General features: G+C 31.6%; 17 protein-coding genes. 4 read left to right on the top strand and 13 right to left on the bottom strand.

Translation table 11 applies throughout. From position 1 onward, the window contains the following. Positions 1–57 precede the first annotated feature (57 nt). The 4 genes from RST01_RS10265 to RST01_RS10250 form a co-directional block, all read right to left on the bottom strand. Entirely contained in the window at positions 58–5,151 is a 5,094-nt protein-coding gene (locus tag RST01_RS10265) for a hypothetical protein (protein ID WP_147196525.1), read from the bottom strand. Between the two features lie 221 nt (positions 5,152–5,372). Further along, positions 5,373–6,335, bottom strand: a complete 963-nt coding sequence (locus RST01_RS10260) for a hypothetical protein (protein ID WP_147196523.1) — start codon at positions 6,333–6,335, stop codon at positions 5,373–5,375. Between the two features lie 298 nt (positions 6,336–6,633). Next, complete coding sequence (locus RST01_RS10255; protein ID WP_147196521.1) at positions 6,634–7,284, bottom strand: hypothetical protein; 651 nt, start codon at positions 7,282–7,284, stop codon at positions 6,634–6,636. Between the two features lie 507 nt (positions 7,285–7,791). Further along, positions 7,792–8,898 carry a DUF3800 domain-containing protein gene (locus RST01_RS10250; RefSeq protein ID WP_147196519.1) on the bottom strand — a complete coding sequence of 369 codons (1,107 nt, stop codon included), beginning with the start codon at positions 8,896–8,898 and terminating at the stop codon, positions 7,792–7,794. A gap of 545 nt (positions 8,899–9,443) precedes the next feature. Between RST01_RS10250 and RST01_RS10245 the strand changes: the two genes are divergently transcribed. From RST01_RS10245 to RST01_RS10235, 3 genes are all read left to right on the top strand, one after another. Next, the gene (locus RST01_RS10245) at positions 9,444–10,064 is read left to right on the top strand and encodes a hypothetical protein (RefSeq protein ID WP_147196517.1); all 621 of its coding nucleotides are present in this window, start codon (positions 9,444–9,446) and stop codon (positions 10,062–10,064) included. Between the two features lie 308 nt (positions 10,065–10,372). Continuing rightward, the gene (locus tag RST01_RS10240) at positions 10,373–10,690 is read left to right on the top strand and encodes a hypothetical protein (protein ID WP_147196515.1); all 318 of its coding nucleotides are present in this window, start codon (positions 10,373–10,375) and stop codon (positions 10,688–10,690) included. 317 nt (positions 10,691–11,007) lie between these two features. After that, complete coding sequence (locus RST01_RS10235) at positions 11,008–11,505, top strand: hypothetical protein (protein WP_147196513.1); 498 nt, start codon at positions 11,008–11,010, stop codon at positions 11,503–11,505. Positions 11,506–11,805: 300 nt separating this feature from the next. Here RST01_RS10235 and RST01_RS10230 read toward each other — a convergent pair whose 3' ends face one another. The 4 genes from RST01_RS10230 to RST01_RS10215 form a co-directional block, all read right to left on the bottom strand. Continuing rightward, on the bottom strand, positions 11,806–12,228 hold the full coding sequence (locus tag RST01_RS10230) for a hypothetical protein (protein WP_147196511.1): 423 nt from the start codon (positions 12,226–12,228) through the stop codon (positions 11,806–11,808). A 73-nt stretch (positions 12,229–12,301) separates the two neighbouring features. Beyond that, positions 12,302–12,640: a hypothetical protein gene (locus tag RST01_RS10225; RefSeq protein WP_147196509.1), complete on the bottom strand. Its 339-nt coding sequence runs from the start codon at positions 12,638–12,640 to the stop codon at positions 12,302–12,304. A gap of 177 nt (positions 12,641–12,817) precedes the next feature. Next, a complete protein-coding gene (locus tag RST01_RS10220) occupies positions 12,818–13,174 on the bottom strand; it encodes a hypothetical protein (RefSeq protein WP_147196508.1) in 357 nt (118 codons plus the stop codon). 130 nt (positions 13,175–13,304) lie between these two features. Then, positions 13,305–14,144 carry an HNH endonuclease gene (locus RST01_RS10215; RefSeq protein ID WP_147196506.1) on the bottom strand — a complete coding sequence of 280 codons (840 nt, stop codon included), beginning with the start codon at positions 14,142–14,144 and terminating at the stop codon, positions 13,305–13,307. Between the two features lie 963 nt (positions 14,145–15,107). Between RST01_RS10215 and RST01_RS10210 the strand changes: the two genes are divergently transcribed. Then, positions 15,108–15,665, top strand: a complete 558-nt coding sequence (locus tag RST01_RS10210) for a hypothetical protein (protein WP_147196504.1) — start codon at positions 15,108–15,110, stop codon at positions 15,663–15,665. Positions 15,666–16,001: 336 nt separating this feature from the next. On the opposite strand, the gene RST01_RS10205 is transcribed toward RST01_RS10210, so the two are convergent. The 5 genes from RST01_RS10205 to RST01_RS10185 form a co-directional block, all read right to left on the bottom strand. Next, a complete protein-coding gene (locus RST01_RS10205; RefSeq protein ID WP_147196502.1) occupies positions 16,002–19,940 on the bottom strand; it encodes a DUF5704 domain-containing protein in 3,939 nt (1,312 codons plus the stop codon). Positions 19,941–19,942: 2 nt separating this feature from the next. After that, positions 19,943–20,641 carry a hypothetical protein gene (locus tag RST01_RS10200; RefSeq protein WP_147196500.1) on the bottom strand — a complete coding sequence of 233 codons (699 nt, stop codon included), beginning with the start codon at positions 20,639–20,641 and terminating at the stop codon, positions 19,943–19,945. A gap of 18 nt (positions 20,642–20,659) precedes the next feature. Continuing rightward, positions 20,660–21,469, bottom strand: a complete 810-nt coding sequence (locus RST01_RS10195; protein ID WP_147196498.1) for an SH3 domain-containing protein — start codon at positions 21,467–21,469, stop codon at positions 20,660–20,662. A 335-nt stretch (positions 21,470–21,804) separates the two neighbouring features. Next, the gene (locus RST01_RS10190; protein ID WP_147196496.1) at positions 21,805–22,608 is read right to left on the bottom strand and encodes a G5 domain-containing protein; all 804 of its coding nucleotides are present in this window, start codon (positions 22,606–22,608) and stop codon (positions 21,805–21,807) included. Between the two features lie 198 nt (positions 22,609–22,806). After that, positions 22,807–23,404: SH3 domain-containing protein (locus tag RST01_RS10185; protein WP_147196494.1), on the bottom strand; the 598-nt coding region annotated here is incomplete at its 5' end.

The raw sequence follows: 23,404 nt of genomic DNA, 5'->3' as shown, positions 1-23,404 counted from the left end.
TTATTTTGTTAAAAAGCCGTAGCCTTATATACAAGGCTACGAGCCTCCAAGTAATTATTATTTGCTCACTGTATTACTTACTGATTCTAAGAACAGATAGTGTTTAAGTTGTTTAGCATTAATTGAATTTTTAGCTTCAATCTTATGATTACCATCAGTTAAGTAAGCAGTGATTTTATAATCATTACCAGGTTGTAAGTTGGTTGTGTAATTAATTACTTTTGTTTTGCCTTTAACTAACTTTCCAATATTTATTTTTTTTAAAAGCGTCTGTTTCTTACCTTTTTCAGTGTAAATTGAAAGTAGTGGCTTCTTCATTGTTTTGGAAGCAGTTGTTTTTATGTTTAATTTCACTTTATTGCTATCAAGCGAAACACGATTTAATCTAACATTCATATCAACTGCATTTCCTTTTTCAATTTGAATCACATTTATTGGAGTCGTCAATTCTCCGGATGGTTTTCCTAGATTATCTGGCTTATTTGGTTTATTGGCTTCAAATTGTCGAGTGAACATCTCTTTTAATTCGCCTTCTGCCAAAAGTTCTATCAAGTTCTTTAATTTACTCATTTCTTTATCACTTAAATTAAGCTTTTCAGTAGGTGAACCTAACAAATTGATAATATCTATAATCCTTTGAATCTCTTCTTTTGAAAGGATACATCCTCTATCTTTCATATAGCGTTCTAAGGAAGAACGATAATCATCAATATAGTTGCTATTAATCCCAGTAAGCCCAGCTTTTTTAAGGTCATCATCTGTCACGATAGTTGGATTTTTTTGTACATAGGTTAACCAATCTTTTTCGGGATTCTGTACAATTGGCGTTCCAGCAGGAGGTGTGAGTTTCTTAATTAAATCGTTCATATCTTTTGTAAATTCATCTCTTAAAACGCCTTTCACCAAAGTTTCAGCTAAAGTTAGTGCCTCTTTAGCGACTGATCTATCATTTAAAAGTTCTGCCTTATTGACCATGTTTACAGTATCTACTACTAGTTGGACATCCTCTTTAGATAACTCTGTTCCTTTATCTTCTTTGTACTGAATAAGTGAATCTATATATTTTTGCATATATTCTTCGCTTACACCTTTAATCCCTAAGTCATTCAAGCTGGATAGATTAAGTTCTTCTAAATGGGTGTTTATATATTTCAAATGTAATTCTGTCCATTTGGATAACAATTCACCCTTCACTTTACTAGCATTCATCATGTCAATTGCATCTTTTGCTTCTCCTTTTGCTTCTAACGTTAACTCGTTAATAGCAGCAGAAAGCTTCTCTAACGCATTTTGACTATTGGATAGTAATTCCTTATAAGAATCCTTCTTCAACGCTGTGAATGATGATTTAATATCTTCTAGGGTGTGGTTGGTATCAAAAGAAATAAGCGATTGTCGATATACAGAAAGCAACTCAACATAATCTTTACCTTGGTTCTTTAATTCACTATCTTGCAGCTGCTCCACTTTCTCGCTTAGAGCTTTCACATTGTCTTCAGTCCAATCATTTAGTGCATTAACAAGCGTATTAACATAATCAATTACTTCACGCATATCATTCGAATTATGAATAGTGTAATCGGTGAATGCGGATTTATAGTCATGAGACAGCGCATTTGTAATTCCAAGCTCTTTTAATGCGGCCAATTCTGTTTCCTTAGGTCCATCAATGGCTATGGTAATTAAAACGGATTCTAAACGATTAAGAAAATCGTGTTTTAGTTGACCCTCATTTAATTGATTAGTGAGCGTATCCGCTTCTATTTCATTTTCTAAGGTTGGATGCTTTTCGGCATTAATAACTGCATTTGTAACTTTTACAATCATCAAGACATTATCTTTACTAAGCGATCCTTTTTCTTCTAAATACTTTGTTAAATTTGTTTTGTACTCTTCATAATTTTGAACATCAAAGGATGAATCTAAAATTGATTGGAATTGCATTTGAGATAATTTATCTGGAGCTGTTAAAGCTATTTCCCAGATACCTTTTTCAATTTGAGTTAAGTAATCAGCAAATATAGAATTTCCATTCTGTAATTTATCAATTGCTTTACTCATGCTATCAACGTTTTCATCATTCAGTTCATTTACAGCTGCTACAGAAGTGTCTACAGCATTAATGATCAATTGAGCATCATTTAGCGTAAAGTTATTGGCTCCAATTTCTTCAACGTAGGCTTTTAATTTTGGATAATAAGCTTCAAGGTTATCTGGATTAACAACTAAACCTAGATATTTGAAATCATCCGCATTATTTTGTTCTGGGAAGTTAATAAGGTGGGCTAATTTCAGCTTAATTTCACTTTGTTTAGCTCTATCTTTATAGTAACCATCAACCAAAACAGAAACAGCTTGAGTATATGCTGATACAGATTTTTTAGTTGGATTCTTGATTCCTGATTTAAGTAAATCATTTACGTTATCTACCTCTACAGTCACTCTCATCAAATCATTAATGGTAAGTTGCTTGTTTAAGGATTTATTAATATCGCTAAGATAAACTTTATAATCAGCTTCATTTTCATCCTCTGTTGAAATGTCGAAGAATTTCTCTAACCACTCATTTTTCAACTTTTCAGGAGACCGCTCTAATAAACCTAATACGCTACTTGTCACCGTTTCTAACAGTTCTTTTTGGTATTTACCCATCGTTAAGGCAAGAGCTTGCTCTTTTACTTCATACCATTTTTCCATCGTTGATTCTGTTTGAGCTGCTACTAGCAAATTAATACTATCAACGACTTGTTGCATGTGTTTACGGTCAAATTCTCCCAACAATACGTTAGAAGTGATATCTTGATCGTATAGCACAGCTTTGGCATTATATAAACTCTCATTGCTTGCTACAACGTTATTAATGCCAGCTAAAGTTAATACAAATGAATCGACATCTGCTAAGTGATTTAGCGTGTAGTTCCAAGCCTTTTCTTTTAAAGCCAGGAGATAATTCTCTTTCACTACTCCATTCGATAAAAGATCTACTTTAGCTTTTGCATTCTTCAAGTTATCTGCTGTATTCTCATTTTCTAATTTTCCCATTGAGTAATAGGCATCTAATAAAGAGTTATGCTTGTCCGCAGTCAATTCATTTATATCCTCTGAAAGATCAGCTGCATAGACCTCTGCTAATTCTTGATAATCTTTAGCAGCCCCCGCAACCTTTACTACTAAATAAGGATAATCCACTTTATTCGTACCGCCAAACTTGTCTTCAGCCTTGAAAGTTAAATCAGAATAAACTGCTTGCCCTAATTCAGACCAGTTTAAGATCCATTCTGTTTTTTCATTCGTTGCTGCTACATTGATTGCTTGCGGTTTACCGTTAATGGTTCCTGTTACTGTTACATCCTCAATATCTTCGTCCAACACGGTCCCATCGACTGCTAAATCATCTTTGTCACCAATGATGATTAAATCTTTTGTCGAAATTTCTAGCTTTGGTTGGCGAGTTTTTACCATACTCTTAAAAGTAGCTATCTTGGAATTACTATGACCATCGTTAGCTACAATACTAATATCTAATTCACCTTGTCTTAGTGCAGTCAGTTTCAATGTAGAGCCCTCTACAATTGCTTTAATTACAGATTCATCACTAGAAGCTGCTGTATAAGTCATGCCTTCATCTTCGGCATCGTAAAAGTGCTCATCTAAATCGATAGAAATCTCGTTAAACTTTTGGGTTTCTTGCTCTTTTATTGCTTCTTTAAGAACAGGAGTTTTATTCACGGTGAATTTGATTAGTTTTTTAATGGTATTTTCAACACCATCTGTGGCTGTAATTATTAAAGTATGTTGGCCACTTTCTTCAATGGCAGTACTCAACTTATATTCCTTGTCGTCTAAAGTAGCTGTTGTAGTGATGGGCTCTGTATCATCGGTCACTTCAACGTGAGGAGTGATTCCATCAATCACAAAGTCATCGTCTTTTAGATTATCTACTTTAATTTCGGGCGGAGTTTTATCTAAAACGGTCACTTTTGCGCTCTCAAGTTCAGATTGTCCATCTAAGTTATCCTTAGCCCATAAATTCACTGTATGTTTACCGATATATAGACCAGGAATATCCCCTTCAAAGTTTGTTCCTGATGTTGAGGTGATGTTGAGTTTTTTTGTCTCTCCACCATCCACTGAATAAAACACATTAACATTATCCATTGTCTCTGACGCAGAATCAGGATCATTTACATTGCCGCGCACAATAAAACTATTACCATAAGCAATTTCATTCCCCGTTTCAGCAGTATTGACTATTAATATTGGGAAGTAATTATACGCTGTAATAGAGGCTGTGCCGGTTCCGGGTTGTACACCAACAAGTGAATTCATTTGTGTAACTAACTTTGAATAATAGTTGCTGCCACCACTACCGCCTTTACCAGATACCGTTGAATAGCCTGTATGTACCCATCTATTACCGTCTTTCACCCATTCTTGGTAAGTAACTGTGTAAGGAACCTGGATAGTTACTGTATACTCATTATTGTGATCATAAATACACTCACCCGCATGGTCACTGCCGTTTCCGTTTGAACAACGGACTTGAGTTTCAGTTCGATATTCTGTTCTTGTTCTCGTTTCATAATGGCCGTAATCTTCATAGTAACCAGTTTCGTAGGTGTAGCTGTAAGAAGAACCACCGCCCCCACCGTTGGCACCATCTTTACCAGTTCCTGAACCAACACTAGGCCCTTTTGTGCCTGAACCTTGGCCTCCAGGAGTACCGCCTGTTCCTCCACCGCCTCCACCGCCGATAAGCAGTGTATCACCATTCAAAACGATAATCGAAGTCGGATCGCCCCCATTGTTAGCCCCCGCTCCACCGCCAAATTTGGTATCTTGACCTCCAACTGTGATTCCCAGTACGTCATCTTTCTCAAGCTGTACTTTTGCTACGGCTGAACCACCAAGACCACCATTCACACCTTGTGCTCCATTAGCAGTCAAAATATAAATACCTTTATACGGAGCAACAAAAGTATCCGAACCACCAGTATAGGTATACTTTTTAGTCGTATTATTTTCAGCAGCATTAGCCTGGGTCGACAGATACGAAAGTGAAGCGCTACTAAACAACGCAAAACATAAGGCTACTTTAATAACCCTTTTGGTAAATCTCCTCCTACCTTTCTTTATTGATTTATCGTTCATATGTTTACCGACCTTTCATCAATATTAGAGGCAAAATAAAAAACCCCACTTTACACACGAACAAATAAACAGTTCGTAGTTAAAGTGGGGTTTTCCCATTGAAATATGAATTTATATTTACAAGTTTACCCGAAAATAAGTATTGATGCAATTAAATACTTAAGAAGTAATGTTGTGCATTTGAGCTTTACACACTGGTTGATACTGAACACCTAATTTTATTAATTCTTTCGTTTTCTTTTTTTGAATTTTATAACTTTTGATTCTTCAACCCATCCTTCTACATACTCATCTTCAATTTTGAACTGAATAAGTATCCAATTTTTTCTATTTTCTATGATGCTTACAACAGTATTTTCAGGGATTGCATGTAGATACGAAAAATGAGAATTCCTATTATTACTATTTCGAATAAAGGTATCTTTTCTAAGAATACCTATTTCATTCAAATATTCATAATTCGATAAGTTGTTATCCGTTTTTATAATTTGCTTTACTTCTCGGTAATTATTCACTTCATGTTCATAAATATTAATCTGAAGTTTATTAACAAGAGAAAAGTGATTTTCAACAGTAATATAACCACCTACTAGTAAAAATGTAGATATAATAATATTCAAAAAATATTTTGCTATTTCTGTACTTACATTTAAGGCTAAGTCATACAAAAATCGTTTAAGTGTAAAAGTCTCTGTAGAAGCATTAGCTTGTTGTTCTGCAATTCTGGAATCAATTAGTTCTAAAAGTTCATCAGAATCATATGTTTTTTGATTAGTATTCACTTCACTCGATTTATCAGAAGCAATACTAATAATTTCATCAAATCCACTTATTGCTTCTTCTAATTCTTCATAGTTGATATTATTCAAAAGTTGTCTTACATTTCCTAACGCCCCTATATTTAAAGAATCTTGTAATGTAATCATTTGTTTTGCTAAATTATATGTAGGCACACGTAGCGATTTTTGTATTGATCCCATTTGTCTTGCTATATTATATACAGGCATACGTAGTGATCCTGCTATTGTACTCATTTGTTTTGCTCCATTAAATGCAGGCATACGTAGTGATCCTGCTATTGTACTCATTTGTTTTGCTCCATTATATGCAGGCATACGAAGTGATCCTTGTATTAAACCCATTTGTTGCAAAATTCCATCATTGTCATTTGATTTATTGTTCACTATTACATCCTCCCGTAAAGTATTATTAACTTGTATATCATTATAGAAAACTAGAATTAGTAATAACAATGAAAAATACGCCATCTCAATAAACCTAATTTTACTTATTTGGGTACATTTATAAATCGACTAACCGCTGTGACCATGAAGAGAATTTAAAGGCGTAAGTGTTTAGGGAAAGCTTTTTTGTTAAATTATACATTAATAAAAAAGCTACTCCGTAAAGAGTAACTTTAAAAACGTTATTAAAAATATTGACAAAAGGGAATAAGTCCCTAAATTTAAGGGATTTAATTTGTTATTCAGCTTTATAACTAATAGTACAAGCTATACTTTCCTTCAGATAAGGCCTTTTTAACGTGATATATAAATAGCCGCCTTTTTTGTTTAACTTTTTATTCTTAAACTCAATAGATGAGGATTTAGCTTTTGTAGTATATAATAATTGTTTCATTTTAGAATCCTTATAAACATTTACAACATCATTTTTTTGTACTTTAGAAATAACTATATTATCTTTACTACCTTTACTGTTTAACACTTTTACAGATTTTTTGTTTACGGAAGGACTTTTAGTAGTTGTGTACACTGTCAAAGTAGCTTCACCATATGTGAATGGAGTAGACATTTTAAATTTTTGGCCATTTTTCACTTGTTGAGTTATTGTTCCCAAAATTGCATATTGGCCACCTTGCTTTGAATAAACTCCTTGTTCAAAACCCTTACATACCCCTGTAGCTTCCGCAAAATTTCCATTTTCACCAGTATGTTTATTTTTATCAATTACCAATGTACAAGAGCCAGGATTTTTAATATATTTCCCATGAGCAAAAGAACTTTTCGGAATAACACTAACTACCAACATAATAAGTAACACCATCAAAACTATTCTAACTTTTTTCATCTTTTTTCCCTCTTCTTCATTATCAAAAGCAATAAGTCTAGCCAAAATAGAGCACTCTGAGCAGCAAGAAATCATCACATCATCAATTGTCTTTCAATCTATTTATGTATAAATTGGATTGTACCTAACACTAGCATGACAGATAAAACAATTATAGATCTAGTAATAGCAAAATTATTTATTTTTAATCTGCTCAAGAAGTGAAATAATTTTATCATTTTGTTCAATCATTGTTTGATTTTGCTTCCTAAACTTTGTGAAGTCAAACAGAAATACTATTAATATTATCATTATTAAAATTACAAACACACTCTCTCCTCCGTTCTATATTAATTATTTACATTATAACGTGAAATTACAGGTTTTCTCGAGCAGAGCGTTGTTTAACCTTTTGGGGTTTGGTTCTTAATTGAAAGAATAAATATATTCAAGCTTTACTAAATAGTGTACTTGTAATTCTAAAAGGCTTTTCAAGCATTAAGAAATCTGGATAAATTTCATTTATTTTCTCATAATATTCTTCAACCCTTAAAGCTCAATCGACTGGAAAGCTTATCTAAAATCATATTCTAGAAATAAGTTAATCTTTAATTCAAACTCATTGCTACCAACACCGTGTTTAAAGCCGGTACTTATATTAAGAGAATGGAGCAATATTGCCTGGAATTTTTTCAGTTGGACTTTTTGTAAGTCTGTAACTCTATTTAACTCTGCGTTCAAGCCATATATACTTACTGATTCCAAGAAAGCCATCCAATAACGCAAAACACCTACAATTAAATCAGAGACTTGTACTAAACGTTCATCTTTTGAATCAACAAATTTATAGTTTATATCCTTATGTCCGAATAACTCTATTGGATTTGCACTCAAAATTTCTTCGATAAACAATTCGTGATCCAAAATATGGTCTGCATTGGGATAGGTAACTATTAAATTAGTATAAAAAGTTGAATAGTCACTTATCGCAACCCTATCTTCATTATTGTCTAAAAATACTAGCTGTTTATCTCTGTAACTTTTTAATGATTGTCGTAAATATTCTAGATAGAAATCATCCTCAATGTTTAAAGACCATATCCAATCAACAATTTTCTCAACAAACTTTTTATGATTCTTAATGTTGGGATAATCTATTTCAATCAGCAAACTTACAAACCAATCTTGATTTTCCTTAATCAATGAATAAAGACGGTTTTTCAGTTCTCTATTTAACTCTAGCCCACCAAACCATGTCTCATCCATTGAATCAACTATATCAACGATTGTGTAATAGAAATTATCGACATAAGAATAATGAATTGAGTATTGTTTTTCATGAATCCACTCAATTAGAGCAATCACTCTCGGTTTTGATATCAACTCTAAAAAGTCTTTTGCATTTTGGCGAATATGCTTAAATTTCACTTCTATTGTATTATTCTGTAATAGAAATTCAGAAAATAGTTCATCAATATCTTCCTTTGAAGCTAACTTATCAGATTCAAAACCAATTCCACCTAGTATAAAAAATTCGTGTTCATTAACGTTAAAACCAGCATCTGTCAATCTAAAAGTCCTAGGATTATTGGTTTCGTCATAATACAATACGTAATTTTTTTCTATATTAGTTACGCCTCCCACAGAAGCAATAAAATCGTATACTTGAGAATAGTCCACTTTAGGTCTCCTTAACAATATATTTTCTGTATTTATTATATCGATTTTCCAGTATAAAGAATTAAAAATAACAATTAATAAAGATTGAATATAGATAACACGTTTTTTTATCAATCATTTTTAATACGCTTTTTCCTATTTATTCTTTTATCAAGATTTATTGAGCTAACTCAACCTTAGATAAAAACCTATATCCAAATAACAAATTTATATATAAGAAAAGAGGATATATGTTCATTCATTGAACATAATATCCTCTTATTAATTTAGTCTATTTAAATAAAAAATAGCTTGGTTATTTTTTCACTTTCGTTTTTTGCTGTTTTTTTGGATATGTTGGAAACCCCATTTGTTTACCATGATCGCGGATTTCTTTTGCTAATTGAGCTTGTGTTTTTTTAGCCATAGTACTCCCCCACCCCTTTTAACTCATTTGAAAGTAGTATGGGCATATCTTCCAAAAGTTAAACATAATCTAAATTAAGCTTGGGACGTGGTCCTTAGTCCCAAAGGTAATTTTCCTTTTAGGAGAAGGGGGAGTATAAATGGGCGAGATGAGAGCAACTAGATGTGATAAAAAGCGAGATGTAAAACCAACTGTACACACAGAATTCAAATGTGCAGTGTACAGGTTAGCTGAAATATCAGATGTCTCTGTAATGAAAATAATAGAGGAAATGACTATACATGCTTTACGCAGCAAACGAATATTAGACAATATTTCGTCTCACTTTGTTCGTAGTGTTAGATTTAAAAACGTACTTTATCCTGGACACAGAGAAGCAGAATGGATAGGTGATTCTTCTTCAGGTATTAACTATGTACGGATGAAAACACGTCTTACTGAAGAGGTATATGACGAATTAAATGATATTGCTATAGGATTAGATGTAAGGCCCGCTCGCGCCTGTGCAGTATTAATTGAAGAGGCTTTTCATTCTCAATTCTTTATAGATAATTATATAAAGGGGCATTTACAATCAAATGTCACTGATTATCAGTTATTAGAATTGAAGAAAATTATGGAGTATATAAATCGTGATGATAACTATAATGTTAGTTGGGCTACCCTTTTATCTTATATAATGCAAGAAGTTAAGGAGCCTGCTAAGACATTAAAAGAAAAAGTGAATACTTTTGTAATTAAATACTGGAAAGATCAATAATATTATCCGGAAATTTTGTATGCTGAATCTATAATTATCACTCTTATACAAAAACAAACCCACCTCTATTTATATAGAAGTGGATTTGTTTTGTACTTTATTTATAATCTTCTTTTCCTTTAAATAATCTTTATACACTAAGAAAGTAGCAATAGTAAAACTTAGACTAAAAAAGTTTTGTCACTAATGGCAAAATTACTTTCGATATTCTATGACTTCATAATAATAGGAAATTACATGGAACAATAGTATACTTTTAAATACATACTATTAGTATAATAAATTTACATATCAAGGAGGGTTTTTATATGCTTAAATCCGTTTGTGGAACAGGTGAACAAATATTGAATAATTTTGCAAAATTCCACTATTGTTTTTTGAACAAAGAACACATAAATGAAGTTATTTTTTACACATTTAAAGTTGAATATATTGATAAGCTACTTAATTCTTATCAAAATGGACATCTAGTTATAGGGTTAGATTTAAACAATAAAATTAAAAACGTCAATTTAAATATTGATAATGACGAAAAAAATTTTGTTAGAACTCTAGGTTCTAATAACGATAATACATTACTTGATTTATCAGAAAAAATTATTGATTCATATTATGGACTAATATAATTACTTTAGCAGCTTATCTTTAGGCTGTTTTTTATTTGCCCCAAATTTTCCCAAATCCTTTATACACTTTTCTCCATATAACATCTTTTGTAAATTGGGTGCAACCTAATTACATTTTAGGTGCTTCATAGCGTTCGACTACAACATATTCAATATGATAAATATTTTCATCAATCAATTTTTTGAAGAATTTAATACTACCGTCATGCTACATTTCTCCTTTCATTAAAAATATAGCTTTGACAATATATGGTGTTTTATTTAAATTCTAGTTTATGGTAAAATATAATTATCTTTAACTATAAGGAAGTGTTTGTATGGCAGATATTATAAAATTAGATCTTCAATATAAAACTATTGATACTAAGGAACTTGAAGAATATGCAGAAGTTTTTAGTCATGAAAATATTTCTCTTTTTGCTAAAGAGCAACCCCCTCATTTTTATAATTCGATAACTGATCTCATAGAACCTAATTTAATAATACTTTCATTACCTCTAATTAGTGACATTATTTCAAATCTTGTTTCAGACGCTATATATAATTCTCTTAAAAAACTTATAACAGTTCTAAATGAAAGGTCGAAAAATTTAAAAAAAATGACTGCTGGCGGGAAAATAGAAGAAGGTTTTAACAGGAAGGTTATTCTTAAAGTCGATAATCCAAATGGAAAATCACTATATTTTGAAATGAACAATATTCCCAATGATAAACTGGATGATGCTTTTAAACTAATGGAAGATGCTATGCAAAACTTCCCTAATGAAAATAAAAAAATTATTTTATATAATAAGGAAAAAAATAAATGGGAATAAAGATGTTACTAAGTTGTTTTAAATTAAGAAAATGATTTGACCTATACACTTAGAGGTATAGTGTTAAAGCCGCCTTATTTTATGGTTTTATGGCTGTTTTTTATATTTACTTTTATATTATTAGATCAATGCCATATAACTATATAATCTATTGAAATGACAGTTTATAATGGCGAATAAATAGTATATGGAATATTATATAATATGCAAACACATCTATTACTTTTGAGCATTTGAAATTTAGTCATAGATACAAGGTTAAACCCCATCATTTTTAAATGGTAGACGTTGACCCATTGATTAACGATGATCTAAGATTCTATGAAGTAATTCTTGTTGTGCCTCCAGATTTCTTCTTTTTACTGACAGTATATATAAAGAGCAAAAATCTTCATGTTTAGTTTGACTAATAAATTGACCGTCCTCATCTAAATTATGCTCTCTTAATATAGATAAATAATCTTTTTCTCCATATCCTATCACTATGTATTTTTCAATAAGTTTATAAAAACAATCTATATATGTTTGATATATCGAAGCGTTTTTTCCTATAATTTTCAAAACCTCAAGTTCTGAAATTTTTTTCCCGCTTACTAAAGAAAGATTTTTGATATTGATAAATTCTTGATCTAATGAAACTTGAAATACAATTAAAATACTTCTTAATTCTTTGGGTAAATATATACTCACTTTCCGAATTTCACTTCTTAACTCCATTAACAATAATTTACTTCTGTTATTTATATCTAATAGTTTTTGCTTTAGAATATCTTTTTCAATATTATTTTGAGTTTCTTTAAGTAAGTAAAACAGTGTTATAATCTTGTATTATTTGGATGTTCTGTTCAAGCATATTAGCTATTGATTGTAATATAGGTAAAACAATATCCTTTTTATATTTATCAAATTCTAAAGAATTACTTTTAAGATTGTTTTCCATTTCTAATTGTGATTGTAAAATACTTTTTTCTTTCTCTAATTGAGATTGTAGGATCCTTTTTTTTCGCTCTTTATACACATCTAAGAAAATATCAAATATTGGTTTAATACCCAACTTCACTACTATTACTATTATTAAAGTCAATACACTACCATTTCCGAATTTATTTACTAATTCTAAAAAAGCATTTTCCATTAGTACCTCCAACAATATTATATTTATTGCAAACCCCCTAGCCGATTTAAATGGTCGCTCCTTTGAAAAGCTTCATAGTTTAGCTATTTGCTACGGCTTAAATTTTTTTATTAAGAATTCTATTAGCCCCGTTATCTATATCCCTCATTCACAGTTCCTGTCATGGTAGTAATCACATCACCCTATTAAAACTTGTTCATATTCTAATTCTTTTGTTTCTAAGTTTAGAAGATCAATAGTGATTTTTAATACTTCTCCACTATTAAATTTTTTAGCCCCCCATATACGAACAATTTTATTAAGGGTATTATCTTGAAAAGTAACTTGTACAGTTCTTATTGGTTTCTCATATTCCTTATATTCATGATGTATCCAGCATTCTTTAAATTCTAAAGATTTTTCTGGTTGGTTTAGACCATATTCATACATTATGTGTTCTAATTCATGAAAATCTAAACCTTTATTTTCTAAACATATAAATTCAAATTCACCGAAATTAGTAAAATGATATATTAATTTAGTTTCTATGTTCACTAGTCAAGTACCCCTTTTTAAATTTTATTATAGTAATGCCAATAAACTTACACTATTCCACAAAACACCTGGCTTAATATTAGCTAAATAATCTTGTATTTATTATTTTCTCCAGCTTCTATCGTTTGCTTTATTTCAAACTAGAATCATAAAGCTTAGAGTTTCCAGGAACATCTTGAAATATAAAACCAAATTTTTGTTGGGCCCATACTAAAAAATTCCCATTATTTTGTCCGCATTCAGGACAATTAATTGTGGAACTATTATGTGCATCTTTATTCCATGTACAAATTATAAAGTGTAATCCACATTCTAAGCATTTTACTTTCTTTTGAGTATAGGTAGCTGTAGTTTGAACTAATGTACTAATTAATTGTTCACCTACTTCAGTGATCTCAATTAAATTTCCATTAGTATAAATTAGTCCTTTAGCAAGAAGCTCTATAATAAAATCAGGGTACTGGGCATTTCCATTAAATTTTTTAGTTATATATTGTCCACCAATTTCAATAAGTATAAGATACTCGCTTGCTTTTTTAAAAGTTGCTGGTACTCCTTCACATAGAATGGTAGACAGTAATTCTAATGCTTCACTACTCAAAGACTCCTCTTCATCTTCTTTATTGAGTTTGAATGTTTCAGCGAATATAGATGAAATTAATTCAATTTCTTTTCTCTCTATTGACCTACTTTTTGGAAGGTGACCTGTGCTTACCAATTCATAAACATCATCTCTAATTTTTTTAAGCTCTTTTTCAGAAAAATTCTGAGTCATTTTTGTTTTTGTATGAATACTGGCATGACATTCAATACAAACCGGTATTAAATTATCAAAGTCATCTGATCCTCCATCAGCTTTTTCACGAATATGATGCACCTGAACATGGAGTGGTTTAAATAATCTACAAATGCAACAAATTCTAGCACACTTAGCTAGAACTTCCGAGCATACTTCCAAAGTTAATGCCATTCTTAACTACTCCTCTAACTAATTTTTTCCTTCTTGTTAACTCCTTTAATGTATTTATTCGACAGAAAGTTCTATTTTCCTGTTCTATTTACTGCTATCACTCCTTTTTATTTATCCTTAATACAAGAGCTCCTAATAAATACAGTTCTGCTTGAGGATTCTCTTCTAAATTAACATTTAATTTATAAGCTAGACGACAGTGTAGAGAGGTCCCCTCCTTCCTATATTTCCTTCAAAGTATTTATAAATAATAAATTGCAAAGAGACTTAACTAGACGTAATCTTACTTATTAACTTATATTATTAATTTTTCCTTTCATTTCATTCCCTACCTTTCCCAACACTATCTATCGTGACTGTGGAGCCTTGCTGTACTGTCCTAATAATCTATGTTGGAGACTATAATAAGTCCTTGATATATTTATTGATGTTAAGGTCTTGCTGTTTACCCAGTTATCAATAATATTTGTTAACAATTGATTGGAAAGTTCTATATATAATCTAGGAAAAAGATTAATTTACGGATAAAATAAAAGTACTATACAGGGCGATGGCTTACGTCGAAGCCATCTGAAGTGTTAACATGGCCTCACCCTTATAAAATGAAGGAGGATGTTGCCATGCCAAACAAAAGGAGGTATTGGGGGGAATAGTTTATTTTATATACAACGCAAAAGGGATGGATCAGAAGAGGAAATATTGTGTTCATAAATGTTTCAAATAATGCAAATTAATTAATACATGGACCATATCCCCGGCTCTAAAATTCTTGAAGTCTTGTTTTACACTTCTTTACAGTCCCGATGGTTTCAGGCTTCGTAAATCATTTTTAGTTAGAGGAAGTAACAGAATAAAATTTACCATTTTGAATTATTATCATCTTTTATATACTATATCTTAGTGAAAAAATAAAGGAATAATCAGATAAATATATATTGTTTACACGCAAAGGTGGAATTAAAAATGCAAGAAAGTAAAAAAGAAAGAAAAGAATCATCTATTGAAGAAAATCTGGAAGAAAGAGATATGAAAATGATTGAACAACAAAAGGGTAGTAATAATCAAATAGATAATGATGCTATGGGATGGTTTATTATTGGATGTACTCTAGGTGCTTCATTACTTTTATACTTTACCTACTCATATTTTGATTTTCCTAAATGGTGTAGATTTATTGGGATTTGTTTTTTAGTAATAGGGTGTTTTTTTGGAGGAATTCAGTTATCTACTCAAAAGAGTCCGTTAGGATCTATGTTTGCAGGAGTTGGATTTGTTTTTTCTGGTTTGATGTTAAAAGAAATAACATCTAATTTAATATTAAGCATATTTTGTTTTTGTTTTCTTGTTATAGGGGTTGGATGTGCCTTTTATTCTATTTATAAAATTTCACAAAGTAAAAGGTCTAAAAATAACTTTTTGTTTACTATTGTTAATATAGTAAGTGTTTTAACTCCAACTTTAGGGTTGATCTTGCCTAAGGTAATAGATTTTTTAAAAGAGTATATTCGATTGAATCATTAAATTAATTGTAAGATTAGGTACAGAGCCTAATTTTCCAATTGGTAGATGTTTTTTAAAAAGCCAAGCCATACAATTGCCATACATTTATTTCGTAATGTTTCATTAACTGGTCACTTATTTCTTCAAAATGATTAAAATGGAGCAAAGATCCCGATGAAAACTCTCTATAGATATCGCGTCTAAAAATTGTCTTTCCCAGCTATAGCACTAGACCATGCCCTTGGAGAACCTTGTATCTTGTCCACAATTCATCTAAGAATATTGATAGATTCAATATATTACCTAAAAAAGCACCTCATGTTAAGTATATACCTAACATAAGGTGCTTTTAGCTAATTAATGAGTAACACTAGAATTCCAGTCATCATTTGCTGATTTATCTGCATGGTAGAATACAACGTCCCCATCTTTCAAAGTGAAGTTGGAGTTATAAGGATCTACATAATTATATTTGAACCCTTCCCGCTTCCATTGATTTGATACATTGCCATTTACATAACTTAGATAAGGTTTATTTAAATTTCCATTGCGAATAGTTTGGATATCAAAATTCACAATTATATAACCATTTTTCAAGAACACTGACGAATCTTCAGATAGTCTTGTCATTAATCCCATATTCGCGACGTTCACGTTTTTATCCACCGCATATACTTTTGCAGGCAGGCTATATTCACTGTACCACTTTTGCTCACTGCGGATTGTATCCTCTTTAGGAATCATAGTACCTGTCGATGGAACATTTTCTTTCTTAGGGCCAATATAATTTCTTAAATTTTTATTTAAAATTTGCCAACCATATGGTCCAGTTATAGTTTCTTCTTTTGTATCTTTACGAATGTAATTACGTATGAAAGAAGAATAATACATACCGTTCACTTTATCAGTTAAATCAAAATCAGCAGCATGGCGATAATAGTAATCAGCCGTTAAGGTTAAATCATCTGTACTGATATTTCTATATGGATCATTCAATTTAACTGTTCTATAAGTCTTGTCCTCGTTTGAGCCAACTTTTACAAAGAAGTCATTCTTACCATGATAATAAAGGTCAACTTCACGACGATTTTGGCCCTTTTTATCGACAAAATAGAATTTCGGTGTAATTCGGATTGCATCTGATTTGCCAAACATATTACCCATCGTCTTAAAATCAAATTTGAAGCTATAACCTGTTTTAACTGCTACGTTTTTAATTCCTGCAGTATGTTTACCTTGTGCAATCGGTAAAGTTACAGCTGGATTATTACCTCTATTTTCGCCATCTCGGTTTTTATCTCCAACCCAGAAGTAGTTATTGCTATGCTCAACTGATCCCGATTTTGTACGGAAAACATTTTCCCAGTTATAATCCGTCACATCTGTTACCCGGAAATCATAGACACGACCAATAACGTCAATGGTTTTACTATCAGTTACCATATGAGCAGCTGAATTGCTACCTGCTGGGGATACGCTATATCCACTTAAAGGAATAGTTGTATTAGCGGTTGATTGCTTTCCTTCATTCCCTGAAGGTGCATTAATTGCATATTCTCTAAAATCAATTGTGTACTTACCTTCAGGTATCCAAATCGGTAAGTGATAATTCATAGATGTTGTATCTGCTGATATTTTAATCCAAGTGTTCGCTGGATAAAATACAGTTTTAGATGAATTGTAGACATCGAAAGGAAACTTGACTTCTTTGTAGCTTACGTACTTTGAGTAATCTCTAGTGCCATAACCAGGGATACTTCTGTGGCTGCCATTAGCAGAGAGATTTACAGTAAATTGACGATCTAAAATTAATGCGTTTTTATCATGTAAAGAGCGGTCAATACGTTGATCAAAATTCACTTCATCACTTGTGTTACCATGTAAAACAATTGGTGTATGGATTGTGACAGGGTTTACAGAGAACTCAAATTCTAAGCCATCATCATTAGCGTCGTCATCTTCTTCGAGATTATTATTCGAGTCATCTACTGTTTCATCGCCATCATTCTCTCCTGCATCTCCGTCTCCTTCATCATCTTCCTCGTACCATTGGTCATCGTCATTTACAGGTTCTCCATCCCCCACGTTGCTTTCTGTTTCGTTATCTTCAACAGTACTGCCACTTTCTGTGTCACCACTATCAGCAGATGAATCTCCGCGAGTTGTAGCATCCCCAGGTTCTCCGCCAATATCTATCATGCGAGAATACCACGTTTTACCTTGTGTTGGAGATTTCAACCAGTTTACTCGATCATCTGGTATTACGATATTTCTCTCTGTTAAATCTACTTTATTGGCTTTTGGAATATCTTTAGGAGTAGGAGCTTTTTCTTCCGTCTCTGTTTCATCCATGATGATGTTACCCTCAATACTTACAAAGTCATTTTTAACTTTTGCTTTCCCTATTTTTTTATCTGCTTCTTTCATGAAATCTTCATCAGGAACAGCAGGTTTTGATTTTCCACCATCAATCTCCTTCTTACCTAAATCAATTAAATCGCATTCAGGTGCAGTGACGTGTAGTTTATAATCAGGTTCATTAGCTGCTTCTGCGTCAATATCTTCCTCAAATGCTAACGTACTTACTTGATCAACTAACGCGTAATTGAATAGATTTATATCATTTAGTTTATAGAATTGTAGTTTGCCAATATCCCAATAACTATACGATCTTTTTAAGGTTACTGTCTTTTTCACTTGTTTCTCTTCTGTTTTATTCTCCGATGTTATTACACCAGAAGAATCTTTCTTTTCCTCTGTCCATTTCAAATTATAGGTTTTAGCTACATCTACTTTAAGAATGACATTTCCCGTTTTGTTTTGGAAACGTTGTTTAAAGATATATCTCTCACTACTTGCTTGAGTTTTAAGCTGTTCAGTAACTGGTATACCTTGTGAAACGTCATAGCCATCTTCCGCACTGATTGAACCTGCTGTTGTAGGTTTGGCTGCATCTAACTCTTTCTTAGAGGCGATAGTGGGTGTTTCTATAGTAACTTTACAAGAGCCTGTAGGTGGTGGAGGTGGTGGCGTGTCACAATTTTTAACAGTTACAGAAGCAGATTTACTATAATCCTTTTTTAGATAAGAATCATGATAAGTTACTTTTATTTTACTAATCCCTTTACCTTTAGCATATAAAACTCCCTCTTTAATTTGAATAACTTTTGTATTTGAGGATGTCCATTTCAATGATGAATCAGTTGTTTTTAGCTTTTTTTTATCCCCTTTCCCAGTTACCACATTAACAGCTGGTGTTTGATTTTTGCCTATGCACATTTCCCCATTTACTGCTAACTTCACTGAAGGTTTAAACGTTGGTTTATACTTAAATGTAGCTTGTTCTCCGCCAAAGGTCCAATAGGCTGAAGCTGCCCAACGTACTTTAGGGGCTGGCGAATTTGTATTAACCCCATACCAGATAGGAATTTTTTTTTCGTTTGCGTCTACCATTCTATACCTAACTAATTCACTAAAATAGCCTTTCTGAGCACCAGACTCGTTCTTACGAGCAGCTGTACGTTTGATAACTGGATAGGAGTTCATGGTTAGAATATCAGCATTCACACCACTAGTCATTTCGATTTGTCCTAACCCATAATTTTTTGCCTTGAATTTAAATGGGATAAATAATCTTGTATAAACCACATGGTTATTTACGCGTTTAATTAAATATAATTGCCATGTTGCCGATTTGGTTGTATCAGGAAAGAGCTTTTCTATTGGAACATAAGCAGTAAAGATTGCATTTTTATACCGCATATTACAAGTAAGGTTATCTTTGTTCTTTGTACCAGCGGGACATTCATTCCAAAGTTGACCTGCTGGTACGTGAGCTCGGTTGTATGCTAAATCCCATGTTGCATCATAGTACTCTCCCTTACTATCTTTTTTAGAAACAGTAGCAAATATTTTTCTCTCATTGGTTCCATTTTTGACCGCTCCAATATAGGTTTCATGATTTGTATTAGAGTGTGCTGTATATCCAAAGTTTACTGCCCATCCATAGAAACGTATATACTGCACTGCTTTACCGCCAGTCCATTTCTTATTCTCAACTATGTCATATCCGCCTTTAGTAAATTTATTGTTATATATATCATACGAAAGGTTTTTTCCGGTTTCCATTTTATAAGATTTATCACCGACTTCAATATCCTTATTTAACCAATCTTTCTTTACCGCTGCCGGCACTTCATAAGGATCTGACGCTAATGCTGAAGCATTTATATTATGAATAAACCAATATGAAAAAAACACAGCAAAAAACATTAAGAAAAATTTTAGTTTTTTCATATTTATTCTCCCTTATAATTCTTTAAGTTTTTAAAAATAAAATAACTAGCACATAATACTACGATAATAGCTAATATGATTAATAAATCCACAACCATTGAAATGGCTGAAAATTTATTTTTAGGTTGTCTTTCTTTTTTCTCCTCAACACTTACTTTTTTTTCGTATTTGTTCTCTTTCGTTACTTGATCACTAGATTTTATAGCATCTTCTTCCTCGCTTGCACTTGCTTTTTGGTTTTCCTCTAAATACTCATTAATATCAAAAACTGTTTGATGTTTTTCTTTATAATTTACTAAATTCCCTTTCCTTTTCTTAGTATGTATTGTTGGTTTTATGGGCTCAATGAGCTTAACTGTTACAATTGCTAAAGATCCTGAAGGCTCAATTAGGAAATTAAATTTTTCACCATTGAAATTCACAAATTCGTTAATTGCACCCCTTATATTGAAAGAATCGTTTGCCTTTAAATAATAGCCTTGCACCTGTCCGTTACAACTACCCTCTGCTTCGGCAAATTTTTTTATCTCCCCAATATGCTTATTTGCATCAATGATTAATGTACAAGCTTTTGCTAACTTTATCTCTTGATCTGTAATATCTTCTGAGATTACTGCTTGGACATTAAAAGGTCTTTGTGTGAACAAAAAAAAGCACCCCATCATAATAATGGGCGCTTTTAATTTAAAGAAGTTTTTCATTCATTCCCCTTCTTCCAATTAATTATTTTCTACTCCTGTAACATTAATTTCATTTTGTGTACGATTTATAACATCTGTCCATATTTTTTTCTTTGGTGACGTTAACTTACCATTTTTATAAGTAGTTTTATAGTAGATGTACTTTAATCCATCTTCCCCTTTTGCTTCTTGTACTGTTTTACCTACTGGTATTTGTTCAGAAGTCCAATTTTCTACTTTATATTTAGTAACAACCTTTTTAACTTCACTAATTGTTACTTCATTAACAAGATATTTTCTCGTTACCCAACCTGTCTTTCCATTTACTTGAACTTTAGCCCAAGTACCATTTGTACTAATAACTTTTAATGTCTTGTATCGGTCGACAGTCACAATTTTCTTCGCTTTAGTGCTAGCTGATTTATAAACACTCAATTTCTTTGCTGCATGCATAGTTTTACCTTTAATATTTTCTTTGGTATTTGTTAAAAAGACTCTCATCATTGCATCAGTTGTTCCAAAAGCTAAATAAAAGAGTTCTCCACTGTATTTAATTTCATCAGTTCTCCAATGATACAAAGAATAGAATTCGGTTTTTCCTTTTTTATAGTAATAACCATCTATATATTTTTTACATACACCTGTTGATTTTTGGAATTGCTTGCTATTCGCTGAATTTTTAGCTTTATCAATCACTAAAGTGCATTCTTCTGGGGCAGTATATCCCCATTTATTAATTTCTGCACTAGCATTAGTATTCATTAATCCTAAAGTTGATAAAAATACAGCGCCCGTCATAACGGATGGTACTAAAGTCTTTTTAAGTTTTATCTTTTTTGAGTTATCCATAGTAGATTCCACCTTTTAATTATATAACTATAGTGTATATTACATACCATAATTTTACAACATAAAATATTTTGTTCCGAAGTTCAACTTCTTTGGTGCTTAATACTAATCTCTATACATTTTTAAATGACTAGCCCGCTTATAAAGCTAAGTAATACATCCTAAATGGCTTATAATCATTTATGCTTACCTCACCAAACTTTGCATTAAATTATTAAAATTTTAGCTTTTATTAGTAACCGAGGAAGATTAATTAAAAAAGCACACCATCAAAAATTTGTTGGGTGCCTTTAAGTGAAATATATTAATTTTAAAATTTCTTTTCTCTACGTCAATTATTCTCCTAAACGATAATATTCATCTTGTTTACGTTCTGCTATATCAGTCCAAATTTTCTTTTTCTTTGAAACTTGCTTACCATTTCTATACTTTGTTTTATAATAAGTATACTTTATACCATCATGGCCTTTGTTAGCCAAAACCTTTTTTCCTGTTTCTAAAGTAGGGTCTAACCTCGTGTAAGTCTTATACTTAATAATAATCTTTTTCACTTCTGTAACTGTCACTTCATTCACAAGGGAATTTCTTAAAACCCATCCTGTCTTACCATTTGCTACAACTTTAGCCCAAGTACCTTTTACATCTTTAACAACTACAGTTTTATATCGCTTTACAGTAGTAAGTTTTTTAGCACTCTTTATTGGAGATTTATAAACACTCAATTTCGTTGGTGCTACATGCATAGTTTTTCCTTTGACATTTTGCTTAGAATCTGTAAGAAAGACTTTTGCTATTGCATCTCCCGAAGAAAAGCCAAAATAGAATGGTTCTCCACTGTAATTAACATAATCAATTCTCCAACCATTTAAGGAATAAAATTCTCTCTTTCCTTTTTTGAAATACATTCCGCTTACAAGCTTATTACAGACGCCAGTAGCTTTTTGTGGTTTATTTGTTTTGACGATGTTGTCAGCTTTATCAATCACAATAGTACATTCATTATCTGCTAGATAATTATCTTTATTAATCTCTGCACTTACATTTGTGTTCATTAAGCCTATAGTTGATAAAAATACAGCTCCTGCCATAACAGTTGGTGCAAAAATCTTCTTAAAATTAGTCTTCTTTGAGTTTTTCAATATAGAATCCACCTTTACCTTATATAACAAAAGTATATAGTATATTCTACAATTGAACAAAATCGCTCTATTAAATTATTCAACTACCGAATTATAGCTTACTTTGAAACTGAGGAATAAAAAATAAAAGCACGTCGCTTAAAGAATTAGGGGTGGTTTTATACACTTATATCCATCTTTTTCTCTTTCAAAAACTAGTTATTCACCAATAAAGTAATATTCATCTTGTGTATACTTTACTACGTCTGTCCATATTTTCTGCTTCTTAGAAACTTGCTTTCCATTTTTATATTTAGTTTTGTAATAGATATATTTCAATCCATCCTCACCTTTGTTTATTAGTTCTTTCCTTCCAGTTTCATAAGTAGGATCTACTCTTGTATATGTTTTATATTTTGTAACTACCTTTTTAACTTCGCTAATTGTTACTTCATTTACAAGATATTTTCTTGTTACCCAACCTGTCTTTCCATTCACTTTGACTTTAGCCCAATTACTATTTGCACTGATAACTTTTAATGTCTTATATCGGTTAATAGTCACAATTTTTTTTGCTTTAGTGCTAGCTGATTTATAAACACTCAATTTTTTTGCTGCATGCATTGTTTTCCCTTTAATGTTTTCTTTCGTATTTGTCAAAAAGGCTTTTCCTATTGCATCTCCCGAAGAAAAGCCAAAATAAAATGGTTCTCCACTGTAATTAACATAATCAATACTCCAACCGTTTAAGGAATAAAATTCTCTATTTCCTTTTTTGAAATACATTCCACTTACAAGCTTACTACAGACACCAGTC

Source organism: Rummeliibacillus stabekisii (assembly GCF_007988965.1).
Taxonomy (GTDB): Bacteria; Bacillota; Bacilli; order Bacillales_A; family Planococcaceae; genus Rummeliibacillus; species Rummeliibacillus stabekisii.
This window is presented reverse-complemented; position numbering and strand designations above follow the sequence as displayed.